This window comes from Phaeobacter italicus, from assembly GCF_001258055.1.
Taxonomy (GTDB): domain Bacteria; phylum Pseudomonadota; class Alphaproteobacteria; order Rhodobacterales; family Rhodobacteraceae; genus Phaeobacter; species Phaeobacter italicus.
Genome location: NZ_CVRM01000022.1, coordinates 152,269 through 167,200 on the forward strand (window position 1 = coordinate 152,269; position 14,932 = coordinate 167,200).

The following is a 14,932-nucleotide window of genomic DNA, read 5'->3' on the forward strand; positions in this document are numbered from 1 at the left end:
GCCCCCTGCTGGATTATTTCTTGCCCGGGGTGCCGTCGAATTTCTTTTCGATATCCGCCCAGCAATCGATGTAGTCATCCTGCAGCGGTGCCTCATTTGCGGCAAAGGCAGTCAGGTGCTGCGGGAAGCGGGTCTCGAACATGAAGGACATGGTGTTGTCCAGCTTCTCTGGCCCAAGGTCGGCGTTAGAGGCGCCTTCAAAGGCGTTCTTGTCGGGACCGTGGGGCAGCATCATGTTGTGTAGGCTGACACCACCGGGAACAAAGCCCTTCGGCTTGGCGTCGTATTGGCCGTAAATATTGCCCATCAGCTCGGACATGATGTTCTTGTGATACCAAGGCGGGCGGAACGTATCCTCTGCCACCATCCAACGCTCACGGAACAGAACGAAATCGATGTTTGCGGTGCCGGGCTGGCCCGAGGGCGCTGTCAGCACGGTAAAGATTGACGGATCCGGGTGGTCGAACAGGATCGCACCAACCGGGCAATAGGTGCGCAGATCATATTTCACAGGGGCATAATTCCCGTGCCAGGCAACCACATCAAGCGGCGAGTGGCCGATCTGGGTCTCGTGGAACTGGCCGCACCATTTGATGGTCACGGTCGAGGGCGTCTCGCGGTCCTCAAAGGCCGCCACAGGCGCCTTGAAGTCGCGCGGGTTTGCCATGCAGTTGGCGCCAATGGGGCCGCGGCCCGGCAATTCGAATTTCTGGCCGTAGTTTTCGCAGACAAAGCCACGACAGGGCCCTTCCAGGACTTCCACCCGGTAAACCAGACCGCGCGGGATGATCGCGATTTCCTGTGGCTCCAGGTCGATAATCCCAAGTTCCGTTGCAAACCGCAGACGGCCCTCCTGCGGGACGACCAACAGTTCGGAATCCGCAGAGTAGAAATAGCTGTCCACCATTGATTCCGTGACGAGGTAGATATGGCTAGCCATTCCGACCTGCGTGTTCACGTCACCTGCCGTTGTCATCGTGCGCATGCCGGTGAGCCAGGTCAGCCCCTCTGCACCATGTGGCACGGGATCCCACCGATATTGACCCAGGCTGATTACATCGGGGTCCACGTTTGGAGCGGACTTCCAATAGGGCAGGTCGATCTTGGTGTAACGGTGGGAGTGTTTGACCGAAGGGCGGATGCGATAGCACCAGGTGCGTTCATTCTGATGGCTTGGTGCGGTAAAGGCGGTGCCGCTCAGCTGCTCACCGTAAAGGCCATAGTTGCATTTCTGGGGGCTGTTCATGCCTTGTGGCAGTGCGCCTGGCAGGGCTTCGGTCTCAAAGTCATTGCCGAATCCGGGCATATACCCCTCGTGGGGCCCGGCGAGGGACGGGGCCTGGATCATTTCGTGGGCATCGACTTTGCGATTCATGGCGCGCTCCTTTTCATGTTCTCAGTTTCGGTAATAGTTGATTTTGTAACTAACAAGGCATAGGTCGGCAGCATGACCGAAAAAGATGACTTCACTCTGCAGGATTTTCTGCCTTATCTGCTCAATCGCGCTGCGGAAGAGAGCTCGCTCGAATTTCAGCAGCATTATAAAAACCGCTACGGGATGCTGCGCAATGAATGGCGGGTTCTGTTTCACTTGGGCAACTACGGTCGGATGACCGCAACGGAGATTGGTCAACGCGCCAAGATCCACAAAACCAAGATCAGCCGGGCTGTCGCCAAACTCGCCGAGCGGCGATTTGTCGTGCGCAACCGGGATGAACAGGACAGGCGTGCCGAACATCTGGAGCTGACCCCACAGGGAGAGGCTGCCTATCGGGACCTGCGAGAGCAGGCCGCCATCTACGACTGCCAGCTGGCCTCCCGGCTAAGCGAAGGCGAAAGCGAGGCGCTGCGTCACATGCTGCGCAAGCTGGCAGGGATTGACCAATAGACGCCCGACGTCGAGAGTTGGCGAGGAACGGATAAAAAGGGAACAGGGCCAGTCAGATGACGGATGATGACCCGCGCAGCAAAGCGATCGTTCAGTGGCTTACCTCGGCCGGACTACAGGACACGGACCGCCAAGAAATGCTGCAAGGCTACGCGGAGCGTCTTGCTGACGCGGGTGTTCCCTTGCGACGGTTCCATCTGGCGCAGCGTGCGTTTCACCCCAAATACGGGGGAACGGGTTTTACCTGGACCCGCGATGGCGGCGTCTACCACGAGTATTTCGAGCATAGCGACACACCCCGCGATGAATGGCTGCGCAGCCCTTTCTATTACATGCTGGATCAAAACGTGCCTGAATTTCGCAGCAGGCTGGAAGGCCCGGCGCTAGACCGCTTTCCCGTCCTGGCCGAATTTCGCAAGAGCGGTGGTACCGATTATCTGTCGATGATCCTGCGCTTTGGGGATTTCATTGACGCCCCATTTGATCCCCGCCGCCCTGGAGAGGGGATCTTGTCTTCGTGGACAACCGACGCGCGGGACGGTTTCAGCGAGTCTGATCTGAACCTGATCCGCCAGACCTATCCGCACCTCGGGCTTGCGATGCGTGCCGCATCGACCCAGCAGATGGCGAAGGATCTGTTGCAGGTCTATCTGGGTCGGGACGCAGGGCGTCGCGTGATGTCGGGAGAGATCACACGCGGTTCGTCACGGCAAATCGACGCTGTGATCTGCTATTTCGATCTCAAGGGCTTTACGCAGTTGGCGGAACAGATTCCCGGAACCGAGCTGATCGAGATGTTGAACGACTATTTCGGCGTCGCAGTTGCGACGATCCAGAAATTTGGCGGAAACATACTGAAGTTCATGGGCGACGGCATCCTTACGATGTTCGACCTGGGCAGCGTCACCGAAGATGCGCACGCGGCCCTTTCCGCAGCCTGTGAATTGCAACGTCAGATCCGGCAGCGCAACCGAGAGCGATCTGCCGACGGTTTGCCCATAGCTGATTTTACGCTCGCCCTACATGCGGGCGAGATCCTCTATGGCAATATCGGGTCGGAAAACCGGCTTGATTTCACCGTGATCGGCCCGACGGTGAACCAGACCGCACGAATTTCAGGACTACATGCCTCTGTTGGGCGGAGCATCATCGTGTCGGAATACGTCCAGAAGGTCGCACATCCTTGTCCGCAAGATCTTGTGTCTCTGGGGCGCTACATGTTGCGCGGTGTCGCAGAGCCGATTGAACTGTTCACAATCTACGACAGTGAGGTCGACGGATAACTCGGGCCGAAAACTAGGGTTAATTTTGCCTTAATTTGCCCAATATTGCCCACTAGATCTGGCTCAAGACCCGATTCCACCTTGCCCGCATTTCCGGGCTATGGGCGAGCCAATATCGGGTCATGAGCAGATTTGGAGCAGATCGATGACCCTTTTCTCCCGCTTTGGGACGTTTACTGCCGGTATTGTGGCCTGGGCCGTAACCGCGCCAGTGGTTTTTGCAGCCGGTGAATGGCCGCAGGACAATGGCCGCCCTGGAAACGGGAATGGCAATGGTTGGGGAAACGGCTGGGGCAATGGTGGCGGGAACGGCAACGGAAACGGCAACGGCGGAAGCCAGACTGTGCCCGAGATTGATGTGAGCGCTGGCATGTTGGCGCTTGCGGCGGTTGCTGCTGCGCTGTTGCTTGCATGGGAACTGCGTCGACGCCGGATGGCCTGAATCACCCGACCGTAAACGAGCAAGCGAGGAAGCAGGATCTAGATCAGGGCCCAGTTTTCGGTGGCGAGGGCCATATAGGCGATAGCAGCGTTTGCAACCATATGGGCGACGATCGCCGCAGGCAGCCCCCCGCCGCGCAGATAAAGCGCACCAAAGATCGCTCCGGACGCCATGCCAAGAGCGAACCGATCATGCATCAAACCAAAGAGCGCCGATGTCACGATCAACCCGATCAAAGCCCGGGCCAAGGGTTGGCTTTCGCCTGCAATGCGGCGCAACAGGTATCCGCGAAAAAACAGCTCTTCGATGACGGGCACCAAAACAATGGTCCCAAGCAGGCGGCATCCGATCCAGAACAGGCCACGAGGATCGTCGCTCACGCCGCGGGTCACATCCAGGGCGGACAGCAGGATCCAGACAGCGGCAATCCCCGCCCCGGCGGCAATATCCAAGGGTTGCGGGCGATAGCGAAGGCGCGACAGCGCTGGCCAGAAAACCAGCAATGCGGCTGCCATCATGCCGACCCGCAACGGGTAGCCGTCGGCGGGATCTGCCCATAGGGCCGCCACAAGGACGCCGCTTAGCATCATCACGATGAACGGCACGATTGAGGCCAAGAGCAGATCTGCCCGCACGGGCGGCAAAACGGCTGAGGCGGCCGCGACAGCTTCGGGATTGCTTTGCAGCAGGCGGGAACGGTGGGCGATCGCGAGAACCAAGAGCGCCAGGATGGTGAACATCAGCCATCCGGCATAGCTGTGGAAACCGTTGACGGCGTGTTCGGGCGCAACCCACGCCCCGATCAGGATCAGGATGGCGATACGAGCAATGTTGAAGGTCCAGCTCAGCAGGAGCGCTGCGGGAAAGAGGATCAGCCAATAGCGGCTCTGGCGGACATCACGGCCCATGAGCAGCGCATAAAGCGCCATGAAGGTCGTTACCAACGCGAAGCCTTCGACACCTGAGCAAGGCTCGCCGATTTCTACGAGGAACCCATCAACCCGGATCAGATGTTCGCTCGCGTCGGTCCACACGGATGCGCCTGTTGCTTTGAGCACAGTGGAAACCAGCAAAAAGGTCACGCTGGTCAGGGCCTCGATATTCCAGAGCGGCTCCATCATGCGGGTGATGTCCGGCATGATGAGCGCGACGAGAAGCGCAAGGATGAGCGTGCGGCCGCTTTCGCGAAGCCAGGAAAGCCAGCGGGCGAAAGGCATCAAAGCCAAGAGACCGCCAGCGCCAGCAATGGCGCCGCCAAGACAGATCAGGATCAGAGTGGGAGAGATCCAGGCATTTATCCCACTGGGCCCAAACAGGGCGAGTGGGGCAAAGGCGATCAGCACGCCGACTGCATTCAACGCCAGCGCCGAGGTGCGTTTTGGTGCCTCGCCGATCGCGAGGACGAGCCGGTGATAGGCGCTCCGCACCAGGACAAGATAAAGACCAAGAACAGTCAGTGCTGCAATCAGGCGCCCGGCAATCGAGCGTACGCTGGTACAGGCAAGATCTGCCCCCGTAAACTTGCAGTGCACATTTGCAATGAGCTGGTAGGCGACCATCACGGCCATCAACTCTGCCACTGCAATGGCGAGCACAAAGAACAGACGGCGCGCGCCAATCCTGTTGGGGGCAGAGATGCCCCCAGCAGGTGTCATGTGCTCAGATGTCGACATCCACGCCCGGCAGGTTCAATGCCTTCATCATGTCGCGCAGTTCCTGGCGGGCGGCGATGTTGGAGATATTGAGCTGCTTGACGCCGATGTCCTTCAGGTCGAGCAGGGTGAGCCCGCGCGGAAACAATTCGCGAAAGACGACACGCTCGGAAAAGCCAGGCGCCACCCGAAAGCCGATCCGCTTGGACAGCATGTTGATGGCGCGCTCCATCTTTTCCTTGTTGACCATCCGCTGGGTGCCGACACGGTTGCGGATCACCACCCAGTCGATGGGCTTCAAGCCGGCTTGGGCGCGCAGCTGGCGGGCGTTCCATACCATCTCGGAGTAGACAGAGGGTCCAGTGATCTTCTCGCCCTTCTGATCGGTATGTGCGAGCAGGTCGAAATCCACAAAGCTGTCGTTCAGCGGTGTGATGAGCGTATCGGCGAGCGAATGCGCAACCTGGCTCAGCCGTGTGTGCGAACCGGGGCAGTCGATCAGGATAAAGTCGTTGTTGGGTTCCAGCTCGGACACTGCGGCCGACAGGCGATGATCGTAGATGTTTTCGCCGGGCTGTAGGCTGTCGGCATCAATTTCTGGCAGTTCATGCAGTTCAACCAGCGGCAGGTCCAGCGAAGCCTGCTGCATGAAGGTTTTGCGATTTTCCAGATAACGGCCCATGGACCGTTGCCGCAGATCCAGATCCAGCGCAGCAATCTTGAACCCCAAACGGGCCAAGGTGGTTGCGACATGCATGGAGACGGTTGATTTGCCTGCACCGCCCTTTTCGTTCCCGACGACAATGATATGCGCCACGTCTACTTCCCCCAGAACCTTGCGCGAATTTTCGCGCATATTTGGGTCAAGTATACTGCCCGCTCGATTCTATGGGAAGCCGTCAAATCCCTTGGTTAGGCTCTGAGTTAGGCTCTATTTCGCAACATAGACGGGGGCGAAGCATGAAAAAGAAAACGCCGCCCAAATGGACGGCGTTTCCCGAAAATGCGGAGGACGGCGATTAGAAGCCCAGACCTTCGTATTTCTTTTTGAACTTGGATACGCGGCCACCGGCGTCCATCAGACGGGTGGTGCCACCGGTCCATGCGGGGTGCACGGTCGGGTCGATGTCCAGGGACAGAGTGTCACCCTCTTTGCCCCAGGTGGAGCGCATTTTGAGGATGGTGCCATCGGTCATTTTGACGTCGATGAAGTGGTATTCGGGATGGGTGTCTGCTTTCATGATACCACTCCTCAGGCTTTTTTGGCTTTGTAGGTTGTATCTTCTGCAATACGTGCGGACTTACCGCGACGCGAACGCAGGTAGTACAGCTTGGCGCGACGAACGCGACCACGGCGAACGACGGTGATGCTGTCGATGTTGGTCGAGTGCAGCGGGAACACACGCTCCACGCCTTCGCCAAACGAAATCTTGCGAACGGTGAAGGAACCGGCGATGCCGGAACCGTTTTTGCGGCTGATGCAGACGCCTTCGTAGTTCTGCACGCGCGAACGGCTGCCTTCGGTCACTTTGTAGCCGACGCGGATGGTGTCACCGGCTTTGAAATCGGGGATGTCTTTCCCCAGGGCGGCAACTTGTTCCGCCTCCAGCTGTGCGATCAGGTCCATGATCGTCTCCTATGTTGCTCGTGGTTGCTCCACGAAGTTTTGCGCGGTCGCGAGAGCTCTTGGTCTTCACCGGGTCCCGCATGTGCAGCCCGCCAGAGATCACCCCGTTCTTTCCTTGATCTGTGCCGCGATCCCCAATGCGTCGAAGAAGACGTGTTCAGGTGTGTGATACAACAGCACAAAAGTCCAAAGACGCAGATGCGAATCCAGACCGGGGCCTTTTACGCCCGCCTTATGTGTGAATCAAGGGCTGTGACACGTATCTGCCCCTTATTTTCATGGCGACAGAACTGTTTTGGCCTCAGTCCTTATCAGACCCGTCCTGTTGCTTGGCTTCATGCGCAGCCCAAAGATCGGGGCGGCGCGCCTTTGTGATCTCTGCGCTCATGTCTTGCCGCCATTTTTCGATCTTGCCGTGATGGCCCGACATCAGAACATCGGGGATTTTGCGGCCTTTCCATTCGGCAGGGCGCGTATATTGCGGATGTTCCAAGAGGCCCGATGAAAAGCTCTCTTCCTCGGTGGAGGCCTGGTTACCCAGGACACCCGGAAGCAGGCGGACTGTCGCGTCAATCAGCGCCTGTGCCGCGATTTCGCCGCCTGTCATGACAAAGTCGCCAAGCGAGACCTCCATGATGCCGTAGTGTTCGAGCACTCGTTCATCTACGCCTTCAAACCGGCCACACAGCAGGGTCACGCCATCGCATTGGGCCAGATCCTGCATCAACGCCTGATCCATGCGCCGACCACGCGGGGACAGGTAGATCAGTGGCCATTTGCCTGCTGTGTCCGCCATCGTGTGTTCGATCGCGTGGCCCAGAACATCGGGGCGCAGCACCATGCCCGCACCGCCGCCTGCTGGTGTGTCGTCGACATTGCGATGTTTGCCGACACCGAACTGGCGAAGATCGACGGTTTCCATCTGCCACAGCCCTTCCTGCAGCGCCTTGCCGGTCAGGCTTTCGCCAAGGACACCGGGAAAGGCCGTCGGAAACAAAGTCATGATCTTGGCCTTCCAGACGCCCACCAAATCCGGCGTTGGCGTCATCAGCTCGCGCGGTTTGAACGAGGGGCGAATGGCCTTGCGGCCGTGAGATTTGTTTGGTGCTGTCATACGGTGCTGTTTAGTGCAGTCAGAATTCCACGCAATAAAAAGCTTTGGTGTTTGGATGAATTCGGGAATGTCCCCAATCGTAGCTGGCCATGAGGATCAGGTCGCAGTTGATGCGGTGCAGGCGCGTGCCAAAGCGGTCTGGCCCCGTATTGCATCGGACCTTGGTCTGGCTGCCGAAGGTGCCCGGTTCCGCCAGCTAATGGTCAATAGCCGGTACCAGCATGTCCGTAGCGTTCAGATGGTTCAGACGGCAACCGGGCAACGCTATGTAATGAGGGCCGTATTTGATGAAATCAACGCCGCGAAGCAGTTGAAGTCTCTGGACAGGCATCAACAGGCGTCAGAGAGGTTAAGAGCCGTCCCAGGTGTGTCATCACCTTCGATATTGTGGCGTGATCGGGATAGCGGTGTTGTCTTGATGGAGTTCGCGGAGGGTGACACGGCATACCGCGCACTATCGCTAAGTGACTACGGGTTGGCTGAGCGGGCAGAGGTGCTTCGGCGGATAGGGCATGCTGTTGCTGCGCTTCACCGTGTGTCGGATGTTGGAGATCAAAGGTTTTGGCCCAAGCCATTCCTGAAACAGGTTTCAACTCGGGCAGAGGCTGTGCGGGCGGGGCAATTCCAAGTTCCGAAACCCAAAAAATTCCTAGGCCTATGTGCGTTGCTGCATCGTGCAGGACGTGCGGCCCGCGGCCAGGTTTTTCGCGGCGCGATAGAACACGGCGATTTGCATCTGCGGAATATCATGATGTCCGACACCGATGTGTCCTTCATCGATTATTCAAACCACAAGGGAATTTACCCCTACCGGGACATCGCAGATATTTGGATATCGAACTGCCCGGACCACCTGGCACCCGACGGATGCCAGCCCGGTTTCGGTGGTATTGCCAGTGCGGATTGGGCGGCATTCGAAGACGGATATGGCATGCGGCTGACGGTTGATCCGCTTTTCCGGTTTTTCTTCACCTGGCGTTTGTTCAAACTGTGGTCCGCTCTGGCGGCGAGGCCATCCTATCAACACCGGCGCACCGCCGATGCCTTGGCCGGTGCCCTACGTGTTTTGGACGCGTTGTTGGAAGACGGAGCGTGACCTCTGAAACCGTCAGAACAATCCTTCGGGCGGATCTGCGATGATGCGACCTGACGCAAGATCTACAGTTGGTACCGCAGCCAGCGTGAAAGGGAGCAAGATGGTGCTGCTATGGCCGGGAACAGTGATCTCCAGAAGATCGCTGGCGCCGTGGTTCTGCACCGTTTTGACCGTCCCCAGCAGAGTGCCACCCGTGTCGTAGACCTCAAGGCCCATCAGATCGGTGTGATAATATTCATCATCCGGCAAGCTGGGGAGGCGGTCGCGTGGCGCAAAGAGGCGCAGGCCCTTCAGGGCGTCGGCCTGTTCTTTGGTCTCAACCCCGCCGACCCGCGCTGTAAAGCCATTCTTGATGGCGCGGACCAGTACCAGCGTGTAGCTTTGGGTGCCGTCTTCATTGCTGAGCGGAGAATAGGCCTCGATGTCTTCGGGGATTGCGCAGAAACTTTTCAGCCGCACTTCACCACGCACCCCATACGATCCGGCAATGGCGCCAACACAAATCTGCTCAGTCATTCTGTCCATCCTTCGCAGAAACGCGCAGATGACCACGTGCCACCAGCGTTTCCACAGCGTTCTTTCTGGTAATTGCGTTCATAGAGGATACCCGCGGTAAAGGCGATCATCACGAAAACCGCAAGCCGGATCAGCCGCCACATTGGGGCTACCGGGTTTCAATGGGCAAAGAGTGGCGGCGTTGTTCCCAGCCCAGCTGCTCCAACTCCGGAGTTTTTGAGACGTTTTCAGGGTGCCCGACGCAGAAATACCCGATCAGTTTCCAATCATCCGGCACATCGAGATCTCGGTTCAGCTGTTCGGGGTCAAGCACCGACACCCAGCCAAGACCCAGCCCTTCGGCCCGCAAACTCAGCCAGAACAGCGTGACGGCTGTCACAACGGAATAACTGCGCATTTCGGGCATGGTGCGCGCGCCCAGGCGATGTCCCTTGCTGGTCGCATCGTCGCAATAGATTGCCAGCTGCACGGGGGCTTCGCGCATCCCGGACAATTTCAGCTTGGCATAGCGCTCGGCTTTTTCTTCCGAATATCCGGCCAGCGCAGCTGCGTTGGCAGTTTCGAAATTGGCCAGAGCGGCAGAGCGGGCGGCTTCGCTTTCGATGCGAATGATCCGCCACGGTTCACTGAGCCCAACAGAGGGGGCCAGTTGAATGGCGCCGAGGCAGCGCTGCAGCACTGCCTCGTCCACCGGATCAGAGCGGAACCGGCGCACATCGCGCCGGACCCGCATCAACAGATCAAGCTGGCTGCGGAAATCTTCAGGAAACGAATTCTCCCGCAGATCCATTTGCTTATTCCGCGTCAGCAGCCGCTTCGGCAGCTTCAGCTGCCTTTGCAGCTTTCTCTTCTGCGCGTTCCTGAGCTTTCTTGCCCGGGGTACCCTTGTTGGGGTTGTTGCGCTCTGCTTTTTCGCGGACGCCAGCTGCTTCCAGCATACGTGCGACACGGTCGGTGGGCTGGGCGCCCTGGCTCAGCCAGTGCTGAACGCGCTCCATGTCCATTTTCACGCGCTCTTCGCTGTCTTTCGGCAGCAGCGGGTTGTAGGTGCCCAGCTTCTCGATGAAGCGGCCGTCGCGCGGCATACGGCTGTCAGCTGCAACGATGCGGTAGAAGGGGCGCTTTTTCGAGCCGCCACGGGCCAGACGGATTTTCATTGCCATGGGTTCAGTCTCCTTTGATGGCGTTTTCAGGGATATCCCTGTTATTCCTGGTGTTTCTTGTGGTGTCGGATGACTTCCTGAATGATGAAGTTCAGGAAAGCCTTGGCGAAATCGGGGTCCAGGTCGGCCTGTTTCGCCAGGTCTTCGAGCCGTGCGATCTGCGCTTCCTCGCGGGTCGGATCGGACGGGGGAAGGTCGTGTTCGGCCTTGAGCCGACCAACAGCCTGGGTGTGCTTGAAGCGCTCGCCCAGAGTATAGACGAGGATCGCATCCAGACGGTCGATGCTTTCGCGGTGCCCCTTGAGCAGCTGAGCTGCGCGGGCAACGGGATCTTGGCTGTCGGTGGTCATGCCGGTCTCCATCAGATGTACTGCCCTGCGGGCTGGGCACAGGTAGCAGGGAAGGCAAAGCCTGTCACGACCTGCATATCTGCACACCACCGTGCGGGGGGCTGCTCTGTGTGTTTTTGCATATCAGTCAAGCGCCCATCCCTTCGGTTTGAAGAGTGGGTCGGCGTAGTGGCTGATTTCCATCTCAATGCCATGGGACAGCTGACTGTCCCGCAACGCAGCCGGAGAGGGGTGGCGATAGACCGCGTCACTGCCATCGATGGTCGGTGCGTCGTGGTCTTTCTTGGCACCCAAACGTTCCGCGAGGCGAATCGAGTCCAGGTTCTTGGGATCGATGTAGCTCACTGCGCCATCCCAGCCCTGAACCTCGTACAGGTAGTTGCGGGCTGCATGAGTGGCCTCGAGTGCATAGCCCTTGCCGGCGGCATCGGGCCAGATGATCCAGGCAATCTCGCGCTCGGGCCAGCCTGCTGGTTGCCAGGCGCCAGCCATCCCATACGTCTCTTCGGTGATTTTGTCGTGGATCATCCACATGCCAAAGCCGCGAACCTGCCAATGACCGATCTCAGCTGCATAGAGCATCCATGCCTCATAGGTATTGAGAGGGCCACCCATGAAGCGCGCACGATAAGAGCTGAACGTGGCCTTGAAGTCGGGGTAATCCTCGGCTTCCGGTCCACGAAGCACCAGACGTTTGGTTTCGATGACAGGGATGGAGGACGGCATCACAGCACCCTCATCTGGATGTGTAGCATGAAAACGGTCATTGCAGCCGCTCCGTGATGCTCGGCTGCTCCAGTCTGCGCGCCGCCGGATAGTGACGCCACGTGCGCATGTTGTCAGCCGGGGCCAGCCGGAAGGAAACCAGTTGCTCCGGCCGGGCTCCGATGCGTTGTGCTAGCGCAATGGAGGCATCGTTGTCTTCAGGAATGAAGGACGCGACGGTGCTCCATTTCATTTCGTGAAACAGCCAGTCCAGAACGACCTCAGCGGCCTCGCTGGCGTATCCTTTGCCACGGGCGTCTTCCGTCAGGTGCCAGGACAGCTCCGGCTCGGGCCAGCCTTTTGGGAACCAGGGGCCAATCAGGCCAACGGGTCGGCCGGTGCTGCGTTCGATGACGGCAAACAGGCCGTAACCACGCAGGTGCCAATGGCCGATGATGGTGGCAACGGACCACCACAGCGCATCGGGGTCATCGGCGGCATCAATAAAGCGCGGTGCACCAATGCGCAGGAATGCCTCATGCGCATCAAACCCCGCCTCCGCAGGAGAGACCAGCTGGAGCCTCCGGGTCTGGAGGCTGGGGAAACGGTTGCCCGTGTATGGCATATCTACACCCTTTTTGACTGCAGCTGCCCGCGCAGTTGCAGTCTGTTCCTGTGTCGATGATTGCGAGATCATGCCACATGTGCGGAAACAAGGGGTTAAGCCGCGCGCCAGCGCATAGCCTGCAACAGGTGCGAAAGTGGGAGAGGCAATCATGCGTATCCCTCCATTCCGCCGTCGCTGTCTTGCAGTAGGTGGCGGTAGACCAGAACCTTTGATTCAAAGGTGGCTTCGGCATCGGTGTCGCGCTGTGCCCCGGATCGTTCGGCGGCCTTTGCTGACCGGAGATTGTCCGGGTCGACGTAGCTCACCAGCGAGGGCAGCTCCAATGTGGTAAGCGCGAAGTCCCGCACAGCTGCGATGGCTTCCGCTGCCAGGCCCTGGCCCTCGAAATCGGCGGTGAGAAGGTAGCCGAGCTCGTGTTCGCGGTCGCCGTATTCCATTCCGGCAGAAAAGAAACCGGCCACTGCACCCGATTTCCGTTGCTCTGCCGTCCACATGCCTACACCGCGCAGCTGCCACCCTGCAGCATATTGGGTGAAATCCAGCCAGGCGCTTTGCCGACTGAAAGGGCCGTCCATAAAGCGGGCGCGGTCTGACATCAGGATGCCAGCATAATCCGGGAAGTCATCCAGCCGGGGCGCCCGGAGCACCAAGCGAGCAGTATCCAGCTGCGGCACATGGCTGCTCAGCTGCTGCGCAAGTGCAGCAGCCGCGCCGGAGGCCGCGGCCTCCCAAGGATATGCCGTCCGGGTGGTCACTTACTTCTTCTTTCCAAAGCCGCTCAGGCCACCGGGGAGGCCGCCCATGCCGCCCAGACCCGGCAGGCCGCCAGGCAGGCCCTTGCCGCCGCCCATCGCCTTGGCCGCCGCTTCCAGCGCTTTGGGGTCCATCTTGGACGGATCCATACCGGCCATGTCAGGCATGCCGCCGCCTTTGCCGAACATGCCCTTCATGGCCTGTTTCAGCATCTTGCCTTTGCCCATCTTGCCCATCTTCTTCATCACATCGGCCATCTGCCGGTGCATTTTCAGAAGCTTGTTGAGGTCCGAGACCTCCATGCCAGAACCGGCCGCGATGCGTTTTTTGCGGCTGGCTTGCAGCAGGGCGGGGTTGGCGCGCTCTTTCTTGGTCATCGACTGGATCATGGCGATCTGGCGCTTCAGGACTTTGTCGTCCATGCCGGCGTCCTGCACCTGCTTGGCCATTTTGCCCATGCCGGGCATCATCGCCATCATGCCTTCCATGCCGCCCATCTGGAGCATCTGTTCAAGCTGCATCTTCAGGTCGTTCATGTTGAACTGACCCTTCATCATGCGCTTCATCATCTTTTCGGCCTGTTCGGCCTCGATGGTTTCCTGCGCCTTTTCGACCAGCGCAACGATATCGCCCATGCCCAGAATGCGGCCCGCGATACGGTCCGGTTCAAAGGTCTCGATGGCGTCCATCTTCTCGCCCAGGCCGACAAATCGGATGGGCTTGCCGGTGACTGCGCGCATCGACAGTGCGGCACCACCGCGGCCGTCGCCGTCCATCCGGGTCAGCACCACACCGGAGATGCCGATCTTGGCGTCGAATTCCTCGGCGACTTCGACGGCGACCTGACCGGTCAGACCATCGACGACCAACAGTGTCTCACGCGGGGAGACGACATCGCGGACGTCTTCGACCTCTTGCATGAGCACTTCGTCGATTTGCAGACGCCCGGCCGTGTCGAGCATGTAGACGTCATACCCACCCAGGACAGCCTGCTGTTTCGCGCGTTTGGCAATGTCGACAGGTTTTTGGCCAGGCACGATCGGCAGGGTGTCCACGCCAATCTGGGTCCCGAGCACGGCCAGCTGATCCATCGCAGCGGGGCGGTAGACGTCGAGCGAGGCCATCAGAACCTTCTTGCCTTCTTTTTCCTTCAGGCGTTTTGCCAGCTTACCGGTTGTGGTTGTCTTACCAGAACCTTGCAGACCCACCATCAGGATCGGGGCAGGCGGGCTGTCGATCTTCAACTGGCCGGGGTCGCCTTCGCCGCGCAGGGTGTCGACCAGTGCGTCATGAACGATCTTCACGACCTGCTGGCCGGGGGTCACCGATTTGGTAACGGCCTGGCCGGTCGCCTGATCCTGCACCTTCTTGATAAAGTCGCGCGCAACCGGCAGCGAGACGTCGGCTTCAAGCAGGGCGACGCGGACTTCGCGCAGGGCAGTTTTGACGTCTTCCTCAGACAGGGAGCCCTGTTTAGTGAGCCGATCAAAGACGCCGGAAAGGCGTTCGGATAGATTTTCAAACATGCCTGCGGCCTCCTATGCCGGTTTCAACGCGTGCGCCCCACATCTAGGGAGCAAATGACCCATGCGCAATTGCCCCCACGGGCGTAACACGCTGGTGGGGGGCGATCCCTGGCACGGGCAGGGACCGGAAGACTCAACTTGGCTTCCGGATATGGCCCTGCGTTACGCCCTCTGCCTGGATGAGTCAAC

Annotated in this window: 18 protein-coding genes; 4 read left to right on the forward strand and 14 right to left on the reverse strand. The window is 59.2% G+C overall.

The annotated features are described in order from the left end of the window. Positions 1-13 precede the first annotated feature (13 nt). Positions 14-1,375 carry a homogentisate 1,2-dioxygenase gene (gene hmgA, locus NIT7645_RS09355; protein WP_046211593.1) on the reverse strand — a complete coding sequence of 454 codons (1,362 nt, stop codon included), beginning with the start codon at positions 1,373-1,375 and terminating at the stop codon, positions 14-16. Between the two features lie 72 nt (positions 1,376-1,447). Between hmgA and NIT7645_RS09360 the strand changes: the two genes are divergently transcribed. The 3 genes from NIT7645_RS09360 to NIT7645_RS09370 all read left to right on the forward strand — a co-directional run bounded on the left by NIT7645_RS09360 (position 1,448) and on the right by NIT7645_RS09370 (position 3,613). Beyond that, complete coding sequence (locus NIT7645_RS09360) at positions 1,448-1,888, forward strand: MarR family winged helix-turn-helix transcriptional regulator (protein WP_050686833.1); 441 nt, start codon at positions 1,448-1,450, stop codon at positions 1,886-1,888. Positions 1,889-1,944: 56 nt separating this feature from the next. Beyond that, positions 1,945-3,171, forward strand: a complete 1,227-nt coding sequence (locus NIT7645_RS09365) for an adenylate/guanylate cyclase domain-containing protein (RefSeq protein ID WP_046211592.1) — start codon at positions 1,945-1,947, stop codon at positions 3,169-3,171. Positions 3,172-3,316: 145 nt separating this feature from the next. Continuing rightward, entirely contained in the window at positions 3,317-3,613 is a 297-nt protein-coding gene (locus NIT7645_RS09370) for a VPEID-CTERM sorting domain-containing protein (RefSeq protein ID WP_046211591.1), read from the forward strand. Between the two features lie 38 nt (positions 3,614-3,651). On the opposite strand, the gene xrtE is transcribed toward NIT7645_RS09370, so the two are convergent. From xrtE to trmD, 5 genes are all read right to left on the reverse strand, one after another. After that, a complete protein-coding gene (xrtE, locus tag NIT7645_RS09375) occupies positions 3,652-5,268 on the reverse strand; it encodes an exosortase E/protease, VPEID-CTERM system (RefSeq protein ID WP_110732334.1) in 1,617 nt (538 codons plus the stop codon). A gap of 4 nt (positions 5,269-5,272) precedes the next feature. Further along, complete coding sequence (locus NIT7645_RS09380) at positions 5,273-6,082, reverse strand: division plane positioning ATPase MipZ (protein WP_037303043.1); 810 nt, start codon at positions 6,080-6,082, stop codon at positions 5,273-5,275. A 202-nt stretch (positions 6,083-6,284) separates the two neighbouring features. Continuing rightward, entirely contained in the window at positions 6,285-6,506 is a 222-nt protein-coding gene (rpmE, locus tag NIT7645_RS09385) for a 50S ribosomal protein L31 (protein ID WP_008560160.1), read from the reverse strand. Positions 6,507-6,517: 11 nt separating this feature from the next. Beyond that, positions 6,518-6,892: a 50S ribosomal protein L19 gene (gene rplS, locus NIT7645_RS09390; protein WP_008561639.1), complete on the reverse strand. Its 375-nt coding sequence runs from the start codon at positions 6,890-6,892 to the stop codon at positions 6,518-6,520. Positions 6,893-7,193: 301 nt separating this feature from the next. Then, positions 7,194-8,006 (reverse strand): tRNA (guanosine(37)-N1)-methyltransferase TrmD, encoded by an 813-nt coding sequence (gene trmD / locus NIT7645_RS09395; protein WP_050686837.1) that lies wholly within the window; start codon positions 8,004-8,006, stop codon positions 7,194-7,196. A 13-nt stretch (positions 8,007-8,019) separates the two neighbouring features. On the opposite strand from trmD, the gene NIT7645_RS09400 reads away from it, so the two are divergent. Further along, entirely contained in the window at positions 8,020-9,102 is a 1,083-nt protein-coding gene (locus tag NIT7645_RS09400) for a phosphotransferase family protein (protein WP_242656126.1), read from the forward strand. Positions 9,103-9,114: 12 nt separating this feature from the next. On the opposite strand, the gene rimM is transcribed toward NIT7645_RS09400, so the two are convergent. The 8 genes from rimM to ffh all read right to left on the reverse strand — a co-directional run bounded on the left by rimM (position 9,115) and on the right by ffh (position 14,743). Then, entirely contained in the window at positions 9,115-9,618 is a 504-nt protein-coding gene (rimM, locus tag NIT7645_RS09405; RefSeq protein ID WP_046211587.1) for a ribosome maturation factor RimM, read from the reverse strand. Between the two features lie 148 nt (positions 9,619-9,766). Then, positions 9,767-10,408, reverse strand: coding sequence for a 5,6-dimethylbenzimidazole synthase (gene bluB / locus NIT7645_RS09410; RefSeq protein ID WP_008559503.1), 642 nt, complete (start codon positions 10,406-10,408; stop codon positions 9,767-9,769). Positions 10,409-10,412: 4 nt separating this feature from the next. After that, positions 10,413-10,781 carry a 30S ribosomal protein S16 gene (gene rpsP / locus NIT7645_RS09415; RefSeq protein WP_008558971.1) on the reverse strand — a complete coding sequence of 123 codons (369 nt, stop codon included), beginning with the start codon at positions 10,779-10,781 and terminating at the stop codon, positions 10,413-10,415. Between the two features lie 41 nt (positions 10,782-10,822). Next, positions 10,823-11,131: a chorismate mutase gene (locus NIT7645_RS09420; RefSeq protein WP_037303044.1), complete on the reverse strand. Its 309-nt coding sequence runs from the start codon at positions 11,129-11,131 to the stop codon at positions 10,823-10,825. Between the two features lie 123 nt (positions 11,132-11,254). Next, complete coding sequence (locus NIT7645_RS09425; protein WP_008563122.1) at positions 11,255-11,857, reverse strand: GNAT family N-acetyltransferase; 603 nt, start codon at positions 11,855-11,857, stop codon at positions 11,255-11,257. Positions 11,858-11,894: 37 nt separating this feature from the next. Then, entirely contained in the window at positions 11,895-12,461 is a 567-nt protein-coding gene (locus NIT7645_RS09430) for a GNAT family N-acetyltransferase (protein ID WP_037303045.1), read from the reverse strand. Between the two features lie 149 nt (positions 12,462-12,610). Next, entirely contained in the window at positions 12,611-13,219 is a 609-nt protein-coding gene (locus NIT7645_RS09435; RefSeq protein WP_050686843.1) for a GNAT family N-acetyltransferase, read from the reverse strand. Beyond that, positions 13,220-14,743, reverse strand: coding sequence for a signal recognition particle protein (ffh, locus tag NIT7645_RS09440; RefSeq protein ID WP_050674065.1), 1,524 nt, complete (start codon positions 14,741-14,743; stop codon positions 13,220-13,222). It lies immediately after the preceding gene. Positions 14,744-14,932: the final 189 nt, after the last annotated feature.